15 protein-coding genes and 3 pseudogenes are annotated in these 16,336 nt (G+C 68.7%); 11 read left to right on the top strand and 7 right to left on the bottom strand.

The window, feature by feature from the left end:
• Positions 1-22 precede the first annotated feature (22 nt).
• Together BX286_RS37205 and BX286_RS00735 are read right to left on the bottom strand one after the other, a co-directional pair.
• Complete coding sequence (locus BX286_RS37205; protein WP_237293241.1) at positions 23-445, bottom strand: hypothetical protein; 423 nt, start codon at positions 443-445, stop codon at positions 23-25.
• 701 nt (positions 446-1,146) lie between these two features.
• Entirely contained in the window at positions 1,147-1,644 is a 498-nt protein-coding gene (locus BX286_RS00735) for a transcriptional regulator (RefSeq protein ID WP_079431401.1), read from the bottom strand.
• A 75-nt stretch (positions 1,645-1,719) separates the two neighbouring features.
• Here BX286_RS00735 and BX286_RS00730 point away from each other — a divergent pair, with 75 nt between their 5' ends.
• Positions 1,720-3,039 carry an MFS transporter gene (locus BX286_RS00730; protein WP_121014311.1) on the top strand — a complete coding sequence of 440 codons (1,320 nt, stop codon included), beginning with the start codon at positions 1,720-1,722 and terminating at the stop codon, positions 3,037-3,039.
• Between the two features lie 322 nt (positions 3,040-3,361).
• Complete coding sequence (locus tag BX286_RS00725) at positions 3,362-4,429, top strand: IS630 family transposase (protein ID WP_121014310.1); 1,068 nt, start codon at positions 3,362-3,364, stop codon at positions 4,427-4,429.
• A 290-nt stretch (positions 4,430-4,719) separates the two neighbouring features.
• On the opposite strand, the gene BX286_RS36270 is transcribed toward BX286_RS00725, so the two are convergent.
• Positions 4,720-5,136 (bottom strand): DUF4232 domain-containing protein, encoded by a 417-nt coding sequence (locus BX286_RS36270; protein ID WP_121014308.1) that lies wholly within the window; start codon positions 5,134-5,136, stop codon positions 4,720-4,722.
• 391 nt (positions 5,137-5,527) lie between these two features.
• Positions 5,528-6,055: a SigE family RNA polymerase sigma factor gene (locus BX286_RS00715; protein ID WP_079432177.1), complete on the bottom strand. Its 528-nt coding sequence runs from the start codon at positions 6,053-6,055 to the stop codon at positions 5,528-5,530.
• Between the two features lie 105 nt (positions 6,056-6,160).
• On the opposite strand from BX286_RS00715, the gene BX286_RS35955 reads away from it, so the two are divergent.
• The 8 genes and pseudogenes from BX286_RS35955 to BX286_RS36955 all read left to right on the top strand — a co-directional run bounded on the left by BX286_RS35955 (position 6,161) and on the right by BX286_RS36955 (position 12,157).
• Complete coding sequence (locus BX286_RS35955) at positions 6,161-6,868, top strand: DUF4232 domain-containing protein (protein WP_148710235.1); 708 nt, start codon at positions 6,161-6,163, stop codon at positions 6,866-6,868.
• A 627-nt stretch (positions 6,869-7,495) separates the two neighbouring features.
• Positions 7,496-8,080: an RICIN domain-containing protein gene (locus tag BX286_RS00700; protein ID WP_315974780.1), complete on the top strand. Its 585-nt coding sequence runs from the start codon at positions 7,496-7,498 to the stop codon at positions 8,078-8,080.
• A 329-nt stretch (positions 8,081-8,409) separates the two neighbouring features.
• Positions 8,410-9,252: a cyclopropane-fatty-acyl-phospholipid synthase family protein gene (locus BX286_RS00695; RefSeq protein WP_121014306.1), complete on the top strand. Its 843-nt coding sequence runs from the start codon at positions 8,410-8,412 to the stop codon at positions 9,250-9,252.
• Positions 9,253-9,442: 190 nt separating this feature from the next.
• Positions 9,443-9,673, top strand: a pseudogene (locus tag BX286_RS00690) (transposase); the annotation flags it as partial.
• 46 nt (positions 9,674-9,719) lie between these two features.
• Positions 9,720-10,454, top strand: a pseudogene (locus BX286_RS00685) (Tn3 family transposase); the annotation flags it as partial.
• Complete coding sequence (locus BX286_RS00680) at positions 10,449-11,207, top strand: DUF3626 domain-containing protein (protein WP_187344262.1); 759 nt, start codon at positions 10,449-10,451, stop codon at positions 11,205-11,207. The pseudogene BX286_RS00685 and the gene BX286_RS00680, both read left to right, overlap by 6 nt.
• 139 nt (positions 11,208-11,346) lie before the next feature.
• A complete protein-coding gene (locus BX286_RS00675; RefSeq protein ID WP_222842046.1) occupies positions 11,347-12,030 on the top strand; it encodes a recombinase family protein in 684 nt (227 codons plus the stop codon).
• Positions 11,996-12,157, top strand: coding sequence for a hypothetical protein (locus tag BX286_RS36955; protein WP_222842045.1), 162 nt, complete (start codon positions 11,996-11,998; stop codon positions 12,155-12,157). Before BX286_RS00675 ends, BX286_RS36955 begins: the two co-directional genes overlap by 35 nt.
• An 845-nt stretch (positions 12,158-13,002) precedes the next feature.
• Here BX286_RS36955 and BX286_RS00670 read toward each other — a convergent pair.
• The gene (locus BX286_RS00670; protein ID WP_121014305.1) at positions 13,003-13,923 is read right to left on the bottom strand and encodes an AraC family transcriptional regulator; all 921 of its coding nucleotides are present in this window, start codon (positions 13,921-13,923) and stop codon (positions 13,003-13,005) included.
• A gap of 346 nt (positions 13,924-14,269) precedes the next feature.
• Here BX286_RS00670 and BX286_RS00665 point away from each other — a divergent pair, with 346 nt between their 5' ends.
• On the top strand, positions 14,270-15,385 hold the full coding sequence (locus tag BX286_RS00665) for a serine hydrolase domain-containing protein (RefSeq protein WP_079431410.1): 1,116 nt from the start codon (positions 14,270-14,272) through the stop codon (positions 15,383-15,385).
• On the opposite strand, the gene BX286_RS37980 is transcribed toward BX286_RS00665, so the two are convergent.
• Together BX286_RS37980 and BX286_RS37975 are read right to left on the bottom strand one after the other, a co-directional pair.
• Positions 15,357-15,854 carry a Tn3 family transposase gene (locus BX286_RS37980; protein ID WP_398897972.1) on the bottom strand — a complete coding sequence of 166 codons (498 nt, stop codon included), beginning with the start codon at positions 15,852-15,854 and terminating at the stop codon, positions 15,357-15,359. The genes BX286_RS00665 and BX286_RS37980 overlap by 29 nt on opposite strands.
• Positions 15,817-16,322: pseudogene (locus BX286_RS37975) on the bottom strand (Tn3 family transposase). The gene BX286_RS37980 and the pseudogene BX286_RS37975 overlap by 38 nt, the downstream one beginning before the upstream one ends.
• Positions 16,323-16,336 lie beyond the last annotated feature (14 nt).

Genomic DNA, 16,336 nt, shown 5'->3' with positions numbered 1-16,336 from the left:
GAGCCACCCGGTGAGTGGTGGCTCAAGCCGAGTTCCACTCGTCGCTGGGCAGCGAATGCCAGAGGTCGAGCCAGCCGCGGAGGAGGAAGAGCGGGCGGGTCAGGGTGGTGTCACCGGCCCGCTGGGACCGGATCGCCAGGCCCAGGTCGGCGAAGACGGGGTCGCCGGGGACGCTGTACCTCAGGCTGCCGGGCCGGGTCGTGCGGTGGACGAGCCAGTCCTCCACACGGGCGGGCGCGCAGCCGGTCAGCGGGGCCGCGTCCAGTCTCACCTGGGGGCCGGTGAGGGCGTTCACGGCGACACATCCCAGGCGGCCGTCGCGGAACATGGCCCTGATCCCGCTCTGGGTGAAGTCGGCGTAGTCGAGCTGGTCTTCGCCGTGACGGGAGTAGGAGGAGACGGCCGGACGTTCGCCCAGGGCCCCGGTGATCTCCTCAAGGGTCATCCCGAAGTGCAAGGGTCCGACCCCTACGTACGGCGTGAACGTCCACTCGGCACGCTCCTCCTCCCGGGCGATCCGCCACGGGCCGCAATACCCCGCCCCGCTCCCGGGGGCGGCCACGGGCGGCTCGGGTGCCGGCCCGTATGGGGCCGCCGGTGTGTACCCGTTCCACTCCTCACACCGACGGGCCATCCACTCCGCAGCCGCAGTGTCCTCGGGATGCTCCTCCAGCCAGCGGACCGCCGCCTGCTCCCCGCACCCGCGGGGGTGATCCCCAGTCGCGCCCGAAGTCGAGGGCGGAGTCTTCCTGCTCCCCGCACTCGCCGGGGATGTCCTCCTGCGCAGGGGCGGGGCTTTCGTCAGGCCGTGCCCCCGGGCAGAGAGCGAGGGCAACTCCGTGGAATGCTGCATCCCGCGCACCCAGGGGGATGGCCCTTTGCCTGAGTGGTTGGCTCCGGAAGTCCTTCGGGGGTTGATCATGCTGCCAGGGCGGCGGAGGATTCTTGCCGGTGATCTGTGGTGTGCCGGTCGAGTCTGGCTGGCAGATCGTCAAGGTCGGAGGCGGTGAACTTCCACTGGAACGGCTGTGCCGTGGCGTTGTAGCGGTCTTCGAAGACTCGGAGTCGGTCCCCGACCTGGGCAAGGTCGGTGAAGTCGTTGGGCGAGACGACCTTGCGTTCGCTCGAGCGGGAATTCGCGCCCGGTCAGGACCGATTCGGGTCGGGGTGCACCACCACGAAAAGCGACCAGGCGGGCGCGGTCGGGTCGTCCGGGCGGGCGGCGAACTCCTCGAGCAGGGCTCGGAGCCGGGTCTGGAACTCCTCCATCTCCGTCGGCGGCAGGCGCAGCCCGAGCCGGGTGCTGTCGACCTCGGCCGCAGGTGCGAGCGTCAGTTCCTCCAGGAACGCGTCGAGCATCGACCGGTCGTGCGCGGCCGCGTCGAGCTGCCAGGATTTCCGCGTCGCCAGATAGGGGATCTCCCGTGCGCCGCGCGCGCCGCGTCGCTCCTCCTGGGCCTTCAGAAAACCGGTGCGCACCAGCGTCCTGGTGTGGTGCAGCACGCTGGCGGGATCGCGGCCGAGGATCGCCGCGATCTCCTTGTTGGTGCGCGCCTCACCGAGGCAGATGCGCAGGATACGCAGGCGGAGCGCGGAGGCGAGCGCCTTCGCCTCCTCGTCGGTCGCCGGCCGGCGTTCGGTCATGGTCAGCAGCCTACTGAAGGATCGGGGAGGACAAGTGATTGACAAAACCCAATCATTCTTCCACGGTAGTTTCCCATGACTGCTCCCGAGCCCTCACCCGACCGACCGGCCAACCGCGGCGGACTGTGGCGGCACGCCGACTTCCGTCGACTGTGGGTCGGTGAGACGGTCAGTCAGTTCGGGTCCATGGTCAGCCAGTTGGCGCTTCCTCTCGTCGCCATCCTGGTGCTGCACGCCAGCACCTGGCAGGTCGGGGTGCTGGCGGCGTGCGAGACCGCGGCGTTCGTGGCCGTGGGCTTGCCGGCCGGCGCGTGGGTGGAGCGGATGCGCTTCCGCTGGGTGCTGATCGTCAACAACCTGGTTCGGGCTGCCCTGCTGGCCTGGGTTCCGGTGGCTCATCTCCTCGGTGTGCTGACGATCGAGCAGTTGTACGTGATTGCGCTCGCCACCGGGGTGAGCACGGTCTTCTTCGACGTGGCTTACCAGTCCTACCTGCCCCAGCTGATCGACCGGGAGCTGCTGGTCGAGGGCAACGCGAAGCTCCAGGCCAGCGAGTCGGTCAGCCAGATCGCGGGCCCGAGCCTCGGCGGCGCGCTGATCCAGGCGCTCACGGCGCCCTACGCGGTGCTCGTCGACGCGGTGAGCTTCCTGTGGTCGGCCGCGTGGGTGATGCGGATCGAGGTCCGGCCGCCGCGCCCCGAGCGCAGCCCCGATTCCAACCTGCTCCGGGAGATCCGCGACGGTCTGCGGTTCGTGCTCGGCAACCGGATACTCCGCGCCATCGCCATGTGCACCAGCTCCGCGAACCTCTTCGGTTCGGTGATCTCCGCCGTCTTCTACGTGCTGCTCGCCCGCCAACTGCGGCTCTCGCCGGGCGTCATCGGCCTGCTCACCTCGACCGCGGCGGTGGGTGGCCTGATCGGTGCGCTGGCAGCCGGACGATTCGCCGCGAGGGTCGGCCAGGGCCCGGCCATCTGGATCGCGAGCGCGGTCGCCGGACCGTGCGCGCTGGTCACCCCGTTCGTGCAGCGCGACTGGACAGTGGGGCTGCTCGCGGTAACGCAGATCGCGATGTGGATGGGCATCGTGGTCTACAACATCAACCAGGTCAGCTTCCGGCAGGCGTTGTGCCCGCCCGGGCTGCTCGGCCGGATGAACGCGACGATGCGGTTCCTGGTCTGGGGCACGATGCCCTTCGGGGCGCTGCTCGGCGGCCTGCTCGGCTCGACGATCGGCGTCCGCGGCACGCTGCTGGCCGGGGCGGTCGGCCAGTCACTCACCTTCCTGCCCGTATTCCTGTCGCCGCTGCGCCGGATGCGCGAACTGCCGTCCCACGCGGAGCCGGCGACGGAGAGGGACCCCGCCGCCGGCCCGTTGGTGCCGAGCCAACCCTGAGAAGGAGACGATTGCCTGCTCAGCACGAATCGCCCGCGGTGGCGGATGGCCAGGCCAGCGAGCCCGGAACAGGCGATGCGGGCGTGGGAGGTCACTTCTGGTCGAGGGGGACTTGGTCGACTGTGGCACGGCGGGCAGGGGCCCATGCTGCCCGGTCGCCGTGCCGGGTGGCACGGCAGACTCCTTCCGGTAAGATCCACTTCTGCTGATCGGCCTGTCTGCCTTGCCCGTTGCTGCCGCCCGCCCGATCGTCCTGACCGCCTCCGAGCGCCACCGGTTGAAGAAGGCTGCCCGGGGCCATAAGACTCCCTACCAGGTCCGGATGCGCGCGCAGGTCGTGCTGCATGCCGCGCGGGGACGTTCCAACGCGCGCACCGCCCGCGAGACCGGCCTGCATGTGGACACCGTGCGCAGGTGGCGGGGCCGGTTCGCCGCACAGGGCATGTCCGGGCTGGCCGGCCGCGACCGTTCGGGCCGCCCGCCCTCCTTCAGCGCGCTGCAGGCCGCCCAACTCAAGGCCCTGGCCTGCCAACTGCCCGCCGAAACAGGGGTTCCGCTGTCCCGCTGGTCGTGCCCTGACCTGGCCCGCGAGGCCGTCGAGCGGGGTATCGCTGCCGTCCTTTCGGCCTCCACCGTGCGCCGCTGGCTCAAGGACGACGCGATCAAGCCCTGGCAGCACTGCTCCTGGATCTTCATCACCGACCCCGGCTTCCGCGCCGGGGCCGCCCGCGTCCTGGACCTGTACGCCCACACCTGGCAGGGCGAACCGCTCGGCCACGACGAGTACGTGATCAGCGCCGACGAGAAGACCTCCATCCAGGCCCGCTGCCGCTGCCACCCCACTCTCGCCCCCGGCCAGGCCCGGGCGATGCGCGTCAACCACACCTACGGCCGCGGCGGAGCCGTGGCCTACCTGGCCGCCTACGACGTCCACCACGCGCAAGTGTTCGGACGCACCGAACCGCGCACTGGCATCGTCCCGTTCATGAACCTGGTTACCCAGGTCATGAGCCAGGAACCGTACGCCAGAGCGAAGCGCGTGTTCTGGATCGTCGACAACGGCTCCTCCCACCGCGGCAAGAAGGCCGTCGACCGACTGACCGCCGCCTACCCGAACGCGGTGCTGGTGCACACCCCGGTGCACGCCTCCTGGTTGAACCAGGTGGAGATCTACTTCTCCGTCGTCCAGCGCAAGGTCGTCTCGCCCAACGACTTCACCGACCTTGCCCAGGTCGGGGACCGACTCCGAGTCTTCGAAGACCGCTACAACGCCACGGCACAGCCGTTCCAGTGGAAGTTCACCGCCTCCGAACTTGACGATCTGCCAGCCAGACTCGACCGGCACACCACAGATCACCGGCAAGAATCCTCCGCCGCCCTGGCAGCATGATCAACCCCCGAAGGACTTCCGGCGCCAACCACTTAGCGCTAACGGCTGGTCCATTGATGCCCGAGGCCGACTTCGGAGCTTCCTTCGATACCCACTTGGGGGCACGACCCCAGGCAGGGCGGCAAACATGCAGGTCAGTACGCGAATCAGCGTGAAGGCTGCCCGTCACTTTCCGGCGTCGAGGGGTTCGCCGTGGCGGTGTCAGTGTGGGAGGTGAGCAGGTGGAGGACGTTGGCATCCGCGTGGGTGCGTCCGTCGGAGCCAGCTGACGAGCGTTCTGGTCGGGGTGGTTAGGACGACATGATGAATCGCAGGGCGAGGCCGGAGGCGGTGATCCAGTAGGTGACGCGGGCGCCGTCGTCGAACGACACCTGGCCGGGCAGGCTGACGTTCGCCGGGTCGCTCGGCTTGCTGCCGGGGTCGGGGCCCTGGAGGCTGAGGGGAAGGGTGTTCGTGTCGTAGGTGTCCATGTGGCCGCCGCTGGCCAGGAGAGCCGCGTACGCCTTCTCACCCGGAGCGAGGGTGGGGGGCGCGTCCTTGCTGTCCTTGATCACGGCGATCGGGGCCCTGGCGTAGGGGAACCTCAGGTAGGGGTATTCGTAGAGGTTGCACTTCTTGTCACCGGTGTTGGTGACCGTGAGGAGGAGGTGCCTGACGGGCTTGCCCTTCTCGTCCTCGTTCGTGGCGGAGAACGCGAGGTCGCTCACCGCACACGCGGCAACCGCGGCAGGCGCAGTGGGGGATGCCGCCCCGGTGGTGGGGGCGGTGGGGGTTGGCCCAGCGAGGGTCGGCGCAGTGGGGGAGGGCTCGGTGGACGAGGGCACACTGGCGGTGGGCGCAGCGGGAGAGGCCGCATCGGCCGTGGGCGCGGTGAGGGAGGCGGCGGCGGGTGGTGGTGCGGGGTGCCGGTGGGACTTTGGGCCGCCGAGGGTCGTGGTCAGGCCGAACGCGATGGCTGCGACCAGTGCAACGGTGCCTCCCGCGAGTGCGGAGTGTCGGCGACGGCGCCGGGAAACGGCCCGGCGCCGGACATCCGCGCCCGTCGTCGGCGCGGGGCTGGCGGCGCTGTCGGCCAGCTCGCGCAGGGCGGAGGACAGATCATCGGCCACGGTCTTCCTCCTTCTCCTCGCTACGTCCACCCACTACTGCGACCTCACTCGCTGGTAGCAGCTTGGCGAGGGCTGCGCGGCCGCGTGACAGGCGGGCCTTGACCGTACCGGTCGGTGCGCCGGTCTCGGAGGCTACTTGCTCCACACTGAGGTCACACAGGTGGTGCAGCACTATCGCCAGGCGCTGGGCCTCCGGGAGCTGTCGCAGCGCCGCGACAAGGGCGACGTGCTCGGGACCGGGTCCAGGGGTGTGATCGGGTAGCGGGGTGCGGCGTACCAGCTCCAGCCATCGCCGCGCCCGCCGCCAGTGGCTGACCGCGAGGCGCATCGCGACGGTGCGGATCCAGGCTTCGGGGGACTCGGCGGCAAGGAAGTCACGCCGCCGGTCCCAGGCACGTATGAAGGCTTCCTGAACAACGTCCTGGGCCTGGCCATGGTCACCGGTGAAGGAGTACACCTGGCCGACGACACGCGGGAACGCCGACGCGTAGAACGCGTCGAACTCGTCCTCCGTCAAACCGCCCCCCTCGGTCCCAAAAATTTTCCGATCCGCATGCAACCCCCTGACTCATGGCGTGCGTACAGGTCGTGTACAGCGAAGAACACCACATAGGGGGCTCTGTTGACCAGCGGAAACAAGGCAATCAGGACGGGGGCGGCCGCGGCCGTCCTCGGTGCGCTGCTGCTCGCGGCCACGGCATGCGAGCCGAGCGGGGCCGACGTATCGGGCGACTCCAAGACCTCGGAGCAGCCGAGCGCGACGAACTCGCCGAAGGCGGGGGAGACCTCTTCTCCGAAGCCGAGCGAGGCTTCGGCGAAGGGCGGGGGTGGTTCGGCGAAGCCCAGCGGCGGTTCGGGCAATGCCGGCGGCGACGCCGGTAAGGGCGACGGCGCCGCGGTTGCCGCGTGTGCGGTGAGCGACCTCGCGTTCTCCGCCACGAACGAGGACGAGAAGGGCAAGCCCGTCAGGCACCTCCTCCTCACGGTCACCAACACCGGTGACAAGAAGTGCAACCTCTACGAATACCCCTACCTGAGGTTCCCCTACGCCAGGGCCCCGATCGCCGTGATCAAGGACAGCAAGGACGCGCCCCCCACCCTCGCTCCGGGTGAGAAGGCGTACGCAGCTCTCCTGGCCAGCGGCGGCCACATGGACACCTACGACACGAACACCCTTCCCCTCAGCCTCCAGGGCCCCGACCCCGGCAGCAAGCCGAGCGACCCGGCGAACGTCAGCCTGCCCGGCCAGGTGTCGTTCGACGACGGCGCCCGCGTCACCTACTGGATCACCGCCTCCGGCCTCGCCCTGCGATTCATCATGTCGTCCTAACCACCCCGACCAGAACGAAAGGGAGGGTCGCCCCGTTGGCGCGGCGACCCTGGGACCGTAAATCGGGCAGGTCACAGGGCTGGCGTGCTGGACCGTCGGGGTGCTCACGCTGGTCGTGGGCGGCAGTGTGGGGAGAAGATCGTCCGGCGGAGCGGTCGATTCGCCGGTTCCTGCTCGCGGTAGCCGGACGGCCTTCTACCATCCGATGCATGTTGGATCCCGAGCGCTGGAACGGATTTCCGCGCGGCGCGCGGAGCTGGACGAACTCGAAGAACAACTGGCCAAGCAGTTGGCGAAGGTACGGGCCGAGCGAGACGAGCTCGCTGTCGCCGAACGAGTCCCTGAGCGGGTCAGCGAGCAACTCGCCGATGAGCGCGCCTCGGCCGCGCCGGCGCCCGGGCAACGGATCCATCCTCGTCGACGTGGAAGCCGGCCGGGGCGGCCACACCTGACGGGTGTGCGGCTGCCGACATGCACGGCAAGGCCGCCGGGACTAGGCTGGAAGCGGTCTGATCCATCAGGCGTCTCGCCGCCGGAGCCCAGTCGCCAGGCGGGAGAGTCACATGAAGAGCAAGACGAAGAACCAGGGCGAGCCGTTTCGCGGTACCCGTCGCCACCGCATCACTCATCGCGGCGGGAATCATTGCTCCATCCACAGCCACCGCCGAGGACAGATACGTCTATGTGGTGAACCAGAGCACCCACATGGTGGCGGAGGTGTTCGCGCACAACACCGACGAAGGTGGTGCGATAGTCCTGTGGGCCAACTATGGCGGCCAGAGCGAGCAGTTCAAGGTGGAACCCCAGGGCGACGGCTGGTTCGGGCTGGTCGCCAAGCATTCCGGCAAGTGCCTGGGGCGCACGCTCGACACCACGAAGAACACAGTGCTCCAGCAGGAGTGCTCGGGGCTGTCGAGCAACCCGATCGGTACGCGCAACCTCTGGAGAACACAGGAAATCCCGAAGAGTGCGAGTGACTGCGCCAACCCCAACCAATGCTTCGGCGGCTCCCGCACCGTCATCCAGAACCAGTACGGCGGCGGCCGGTTCTGCTTGGACGCGGACAACGGACGAGCCCCGAATCCACCCGTTCAGGGAGCCCGACTGCAGGCGTGGCCCTGCATCACGAAGTACAGCGACTGGAACGCGGTCAACCAGGACTGGCAGCTCGTGAACGTGCAGGACTGGGGAACCGGCCCCCACGTGCATTGACACTGTGCCCGCTGCACCCGCTTCAGGACTTCGTGCGGAGCTTTTGAAGGAATCGCTGGAAGGTGGTGTGCACCTCGCTGCCGGCGGTCAAGGGGGCGCCGTGGGCGAAGCCGACTGCCGGAGGTCCTGCGGAATGCCGAACACCGCACGGAGGGCCGCTTTGACTTCCACCGCCTGCTCGGCCCGCCCGCGGGCGGCTAGAGCCGCAAGCCGCCGACGCGGGGGTGGCTGATTTCGTGTTCCTGACTTCTTACGGGAGCCACGGATAGCGTCACGTTCCGGGGCCTCGGCGCCCTGTGCACGAAAACCTGGACGTCGGGATGGTGGCAATGAGTCTTGAGAGCGCGGCCAAGGCCGAGGCGGCGGCACGCCGCTACTACGGGACGGGTGATGTCGACGCCTTCTACGCCGCGGTGTGGGGCGGCGAGGACATCCACACCGGCGTGTACGCCCATGAGCACGAGTCGGTCGCGCTCGCTTCCCGGCGGACGGTGGAGCTGGCGGCCGGGAAGGTCGCCGACCGCCTCGGCCCGGGCAGCACCGTGTTGGACCTCGGCTCCGGTTACGGCGGGCCGACCCGCTACCTGGCCGGGCGGTTCGGCTGCAAGGTGGTGGCGCTGAACATCAGCGAATCGCAGAACGAGCGGCACCGCCGGGCCAATGCCGAGCAGGGCATGGACGGGCTCATCGAGGTCGTCACCGGATCCTTCCAGGACATCCCGTACCCGGCCGGGTACTTCGACGTCGTGTGGTCGCAGGAGGCCTTCTGCCACAGCGGCGACCGGAACCAGCTGCTGGGCGAGGCAGTACGCGTCCTCGAACCCCGGGGAGACCTGGTCTTCACCGATCTGATGGCAGCCGACACGGCCCCTCCCGACGCGCTGCGTGCTGCCGTGGCCCGCCTCGACGTGGACGGGTTCGCCACGCCCGGCTTCTACCGCCGGACGATCGCCGGACTCGGCCTGACCCGCATCGACTTCGACGACCGCAGCGACCAGACACTCACCCACTACCTCCGCCTCACCGAGGAGACCGCCCGACGTGCGAAGGAACTCGCCGGCGTCATCAGCCCCGCCTACGTGCAGGGCCTCCTGCAGAACCTCCCACTCTGGGTGGAAGCCTGCCGGAAGGGCCTCACGAGCTGGGGAATCTTCCACTGCCGCCGCCCCTGAGAGCAGCCGCCCGTCCAGCGGAGGCACCAGATGGGACCGGGTTGCAGCGCACGACGACGACCCCGCAGACGCAGGCGTCGTGAGGAGGCCTTCGGCGCGGGCGCCGAAGTAGCAGGCCATGTAGGCGCCGCAGCGGGACCTTGCCGTAGGGTGCACGAAAGTGGATCTTGTTCGTTCGTGATCACACCTTGTGGGACGTGGAGATCTGACGAAAGGCCAGTGGGCCCGGCTTGAGCCGCTGCTGCCGCAGGGCATCAAGCCGGGCCGGCCGCAGGTGTGGCCGTGGCGGCAGCTGATAGACGGCATACGGTGACGGACCCGTACCGGTGCTCCGTGGCGGGACGTGCCCGAACGCTACGGGCCGTGGGACCGGGCCTACAACCTGTTCCGCCGCTGGCAGCGGGACGGAATATGGGCCCGCGAGGTGGATCTTGGGGGTCAGCCCGCCGCGTCCGAGTCCGGGGTCGGCCACCGACAACGCCTCCTACTCCGACATCGTGTTCGGGATCTTCAAGATCCTGGGCTACAACGTCAGCCCCCGCTTCAAGGACCTGGACGACCAGCAGTTCCGGCGGCCCACGATGCCCGGGGTGGAGACGGGCGCGTACGGGGTGCTGGAGCCGCTCGCCCGCAACCGCGTCAACCTGAAGAAGATCGAGACGTGGTGGCCTGACATGCTCCGGGTCGCGGGCTCCCTGGTCACCGATCAGGTCCGGGTCTACGACCTGCTGCGGATGTTCGGCCGCGAGGGTCACCCCACGCCGCTGGGGCAGGCGTTCGCGGAGTACGGTCGGATCGCCAAGACCGAGCACCTGATGCGGATGGCCGACCCGGTGGATGACACCTACCGCCGTCAGACGAACCGGCAGCTCACCGTGCAGGAGTCCCGGCACAAGCCGGCCCATGACGTGTGCCACGGCAAGCGCGGCACCATCCACCAGGCGTACAGCGACGGCATGGAGCACCAGCTCGGCGCGCTCGGCCTCGTCCTCAACGCCATCGTGCTCTGGACCACGAAGTACATCGACGCCGCCGCCCAGCTCCACGCCGAGGGCCACGAGCTGCGGGACGAGGACATTGCCCGGCTCTCCCCGCTCAAGCACCGCAACCTCAACGTGCTCGGCCGCTACAGCTTCACCGCCTCCACCCCGGCCGCCGGAGCCCTGCGCCCGCTGCGCGATCCGGAGACACCGGCGATGGACTCGGCGCTGCGGGTGACCTTGAACTTCCACCCGGACCGTTTGTTGCACGCCAAGCCGATCCTGGACGCCATGGCTGAGGACGGCACCTACCGCTCGCAGTTCGTCACAGGGACCAGCAACGGTGGACTGACCGCGCATCCAGGTGGCGATCGGTGGCGCTGGGAGAGCCGGATCTTCGGCGGGGCTTATGACGAAGGGACCGCGGATGAACGACCTGTCTACGGGGCGTTGAACTTCCGTCGCAATCCGGTCGGCGCGGCGCCGCGGTTCGGGTCCGCCCACTTCCGGCTGACTGCCGAAACGCTCGCGCGGACCACGTTCTGCTACCCGGATAGTTTCCTCAAACCTTCAGATTTCGGTGTTGCGGCCCGCATGGGACTCATTGAGCTTGCCCTGGCCGACCATCAGGATGAGCTCGACGACTACATTGAGGCGCAGGTGCACGGGCCGGTCCGGCTGCGCGGCCATGTGGAGGCGCTGGTTCTGGACCCCTGCTACCGGGATACGACAGTCGAGGCCGCGGCTGTGCGTACTGGCTGCCCAGTGGAGTGGCACCCAGGCTTCCGAGTCGAGATCGAAGAACTCCGCCGTCATCCCGGCTACCGCGGCCAGGAGTACGTCGACTTGGCCACGCAGATCGCGGTCGTCGAAACCCGCACGCTGTGCGAGGCGCTTCTGAGAGACTTCCCGGATCGATCTCACACGCGATCGGGCCGCATTGGCGGTAGAGCGTCACGAATGCCCGAACTGTGACGCGCCTGCCGGCTCCGCCTGTCGCACCCGCGGCGGGAAGACCGCCGCGAAGTACCACACCCCCCCGCTTCGTCCTCGTCCCCGCGCTCCGCGGGGAACTCGAAGTCCTCGTCCCCACCGACCGCCACCCCGTGCCCGCGTGTGGAAGCAGGGCCCGGCGCTCGCCGTCGTGCCCGCGCCCCGCACCGAGCGCCCGGTCCGCATCGGGTACGCCAGGACGTCGACGGCCCGGCAGGAGCTGGCGAGCCAGCTCGAAGCACTCCACCGTGCCCAGTGCCACAAGGTCTTTCAGGAGCAGATCAGTACCCGCGTGAAGATCCGGCCCGAGCTGGAGAAGGCGCTCGCCTTGGCCCACCAGTTCAAGGAGGCCGCACCTGAGACGCCCGTCATCCTCACCGTCCACGAGCTCAAGCGCCTCGCCAGGAACGCGGCCGAGCTGATGACGCTGTCCGCCGAGCTCCAGGCCGGCGGCATCCAGCTCGAACTCCTCACCGGACCGCTCACCGGCATCTACGACCCCAACGGCATGGGCGCCATGTTCTTCGCCGTGCTCGCCGTCGCCGGGCAGATCGAGCGCAACCACATCCGGGAGAAGACCCTCGAAGGCCAGGTCATCGCCGCTCCAAGGGCAACCACGGCGGACGCCCGAAGGTCATCGACGACGACATGCTCACCTTCGCCGTCGCGCTCAAGGACAAGGGCGTCCCCGTCCCCGAGATCGCCAGAAGCTGACCATCAAGACCGGGAAGAACACGGGCAAGTCCCCGTCGGTCGCCTCGCTCTACCGGGTGCTCGCGGAAGCCGAGGCCGCCACGGCGGATGACGGCCTGTCCCTGCGGCCCAAGCCTGTACGCATCCGCCGGCCCGAGGACCCGCTCACCCCCGAGGAGATCGACCTCCGCGAACGCCTCCAGGCCCAGTCCCACCCGAACACGGAGACCCGCAGTTAGATCCCGTGATCGTTCTAAGCGCCAGCGGCTGTACGGGGGTCCCCAAGGGCGCACGCCCCTACGAGGCGGTGGTGACCTCCTTGTAGTCGATCACGGCAGCCAGCTCCTCGTACTGGAACCACTGCGGATCGGTCGCAAGCTCTCGCACCCGCCTGACGAATGCTGTCCATGCCGGATGAGACTGGAGCTGAGTGGCGTGCATCCAGAAGGTGACCGCGATTTGAGTCATCCCTGACGCCTCTTCGGCACTGCGCGTTCTCAGCCCATGCGGTCAGGATGCCGTTTAGCTGCTCGGGCTGGATCAGGCGTGCGCACGGGATCACCGTCATCGCGGTGAGGCTCTCGGCGATGCGCCAGCCGCCGGCCGAGGCCAGGATGGGCGCCAGGAAGTCGGTGAAGTAGGCGGAGGGCCGCCGCTGGATGACAGTGGCCTGCTGGGTCGGGTACAGCTGTGCGAACTTACTGCCCAAGGCAGGGATGCGGTCTCGAAAAGCGTCAACCCCGGCCAGAGCAAGCACAGAAGCCATTGCGGGGTCCAGGAACCCGGAGGCGTCGGTGGGGAGGGCTCGCCTGCGCTCGACGTAGGTGCCGATCTGTTGGCACACCGTCTCATCCAGGGCGTCCACGAACACGTCGAACGCGCCCAGGCGTGCGATCGTCTTCAGCTGCTGTTCGATGGCAGCCTGTTGAACGTGATCATCGCCTTGGTAACCGCCTCCCGCACGGCAACCCGGTCGTGCTGGGCGAAGGCGATCAGGCAGAGCGCGTGCCGCATAATTCGGGGCGCAGCTTCCCGGAGTCAGCCTCAGCCAAGCACCGCAATAAATCGTCAAGGTCCATGAGCGTCAAATGTGCCGGCCCCGGCCCGGCATCCCGGCGGGCGTTCGCGCCTCAGCGCTCCAGCTGCCCCGCTCAACCGGGATCCACAGCTGGGAGTCGGTCTCGGCGCCGATCTCGACCGGCTGCGTCCGCAGCAGCTCCGGCCCCGGCCGGCTCACGTACGGATTCGAGGGGAACCACTGCGTGAACACGTCCCGCCACAGTTCCTGGAGGGCGCTCGGATACGGTCCGTGGTTGTCAAAGACCGCCCACGTCCCGGCAGGCACGTCGAGAGCGTCGAGCTCCTCGGCTGCCACATCGGGACCGGTCACCACACCGATCCAGTAGTCTGCCTCGGCGCCCTCCTCCCGGCTGTCGGTCAGGTACACCACCGCGGACAGAATCCCGTCCGGCTCTTGGCCGGTCAGCTCTTTCATCCGTACGATTGCCTGCTTGTCCAGGCTTTCCGCGTGCGCCGCGGCGGCTGCGTTGAGCCCCTCGTGTACGAGCGGGAGCCTGGCCTTCTTGCCGACGACCCGGAACGACTCCTTCTCCACGATGCGGTAGCGCATGGCCGTACTCCCTTCGACGACGACACGGAAGGACATGCGCGACTGCGCCGTGAGCATCGCACCCGTGCGCCGGGCCTCGCCCGGCCCGATGCCGTGCACCGATCGGAACGCCCGGGCGAACGCCTCGCCCGAGCTGTACCCGTACCGCACTGCGATATCGAGCAGCGTCAGGTCCCCGGCGAGCACCTCGGCCCCGGCGAGTGTCATTCGCCGCCGCCGCACGTAGACCGGGAGCGGCATCCCGGCGAGCGCGGAGAACAGCCGCCGGAAGTGGTGCTCCGACACCGCGGCGATCCGGGCTGCCTCGGCCATGTCGACCTCCCGGTCGAGGCAGGCTTCCAGGTGGTCCAGCGCCTGATTCAGCCGCTCCAGCACGTGTCTCCGTCCTTTCTTCTTGCGTCTCCACCTCAGGAGCGCCCACCCTGCCAAACAGCCGCACGCAGCCGCAGAAGCCACAGCGGTCGGCACCCGAGCCCAAGCCGGAGTCGCCCGCCGCCGCGGCGCCCTGCCGGCCATCGGCGCTGCGATCTGGGGCCACCGCCCGGGTCATCCGCCGACTGCGGGGCGAGGGCAGGAGCGGTCCGCTGAGGGCCGGCGGCCCGACCGCGCGACCATCCGGCCGCCGTGCTGGAAGTAGAGAAGACTTGATCGAGTCCCGCCCGACAAAACCGGTACGGGAATTATCGGGCCGGAGCCCTGGCCTTACCTGAGGCTGACACCCATGACTGAAATTGAGGGATTCTGCGAGCCGCGGTTTGCCGCGGTCCGGGATGCACTGGCGACTTTGCTCAGCAAGGACGACGTGGGCGCGTCAGCGGCCGTCTACATTGACGGCGAGCCGGTGGTTGACATCTGGGGCGGGTACGCCGACGCGGACCGTTCCGTCAGCTGGGAGCGCGACACCATCGTCGGCGTGAACTCGACGAGCAAGAACATGACTGCACTGTGCGCGCTCGTCCTGGCCGACCGGGGCGAGCTCGATCTGTCCGCGCCGGTCGCCGCCTACTGGCCCGAGTTCGCTTCGGCCGGCAAAGAGGACCTGCTGGTACGGCACGTGCTGTCACACACCGCAGGGCTGCCTGACCTGACCGGACCGACCGCGGTCGAGGAGCTCTACGACTGGGCGGGAACAACGGCGGGGCTGGCCGCGCAGGCGCCCGAATGGGAGCCGGGAGCGGCGGCCGGCTATCACGCGCTCACTTTCGGCTTCCTTGTGGGTGAGATCGTCCGTCGCATCACCGGCCGCAGCCTTGGTGACTTCTTCGCCGATGAAGTCGCCAAGCCGCTGGGCGCGGATTTCCACATCGGGCTCTCTGCGGAACATGACTCCCGTGTCGCACCGCTCATCCCGCCCCCGTCACTGACCGACGAGTACGCCTCCAGTGCGCCACCCGGACCGGACGGCGTACGCCGGGAGTACACCGGTGTCCTGGTCCAGGTCAAGGACGCCAACTCTGTGGCCTGGCGCCGTGCGCAGATCCCAGCGGTAAACGGCTTCGGCAACGCCCGGTCCGTCGCCCTCGTCCAGTCGGTACTGGCAAACCAGGGTTCGGCCGGCGGTGTGCGACTGCTGTCCCCTCAGGGTTGCGAGCCCGCGTGGCAGGAGTTGTTCCACGGTGAGGACCGTGTCCTGCGGACGCCGATGTCCTGGACCGCTGGTTTCGGCAAGTTCGGTAACACCTTCGGATGGGGCGGATGGGGCGGCTCACTGGTCATGAGCGACCCGGGCTCGCGCATGACGGTGGCTTACGCCATGAACCAGATGATCGACCGGGACCGGCAGGAGGACAACCGCGGCATGGAGATCATCATGGCCGCCTACAGCGGACTGCACTGAGCAACTGGGCGGCCGAGGCTGCCCTGTTCCCTCTCCCGCTCGAATATTCGCAAGTCGTGGGGCCACCGCCAGTCACGCTCGACGGCCGGCTCCGACGGACGTCGGTGCCGAACGGCCGTTTTTCAAGCGCCCCGGCGATTCCCTGGATGGTTGCCGTCTGACGTTCGTCCGTCCGCTGGGCTGGGGGCGCCGCGAGCGGACCAGGTTCGAGCCTGTTGGTCATGTCCAGCTCGAACCGGCCGTAGGGGTTCACATGGGTCCAGAACAGCGGGGACAGGGCCCTCCGGTCGGCATCGGTGAGCCGCTTCTGCCACTTCTCCTTGCTCAGGATGTCTTGGAGGAGCAGGGTGTTGACGTGCACCAGCGCTGACTGGAGCAGGTGCAGCGCCGGCATGGAGACCTCCTGGGACTCCTTGTCGGAGCCGCTCAGGTCACCGTCCTTGCCGTAGAACAGGTCGTGGTTGGGCACTGTTCCCGTTCTCCACGACCTGGAGCCCGTCGTTGATCTCGCGGCGTAGCTCCGCGTCGGTGAGGTAGTCGCAGATGAACGCCGTGCGCACCGCACGCCCGAGTTCCTCGATCGCGCGGTAGGTGGGGTTTTGGGCCCGCCGCGGGTGAAGCGCCGCAGGACTTGTTCGGCTTCGGCGGTGCCCAGGCGAAGGGCGGTGGTGTACTTCACGATCTGGTCGTACTGCTGGCGGATCAGGTCCCAGTCGATCGTCTTGGTCGACAGTACCGACGCCAGGTTCGGCCACGTCTCGTCCTGTCCGGCCGCCGGCCGGTACAGGCGGGCGGAGCCGACGTTCTTCAGCCGGGGCAGCAGGTTGAAGCCGAGCATGTGGGCGAAGGCGAAGCCGACGATGGAGGCACCGTGCGTGTCGGTGTACTGCCGGTCGATCTCCGCGTCCGTGCAGTGCCGTAGCACGCCCTCGATCACCGCGGCGACCTCGG

It is taken from the genome of Streptomyces sp. 3211.6 (assembly GCF_003634815.1).
Lineage (GTDB): Bacteria > Actinomycetota > Actinomycetes > Streptomycetales > Streptomycetaceae > Streptomyces > Streptomyces katrae_A.
The sequence above is the reverse complement of the archived record's forward strand: the minus strand, read 5'-3'. Positions and strand labels throughout refer to the sequence as shown.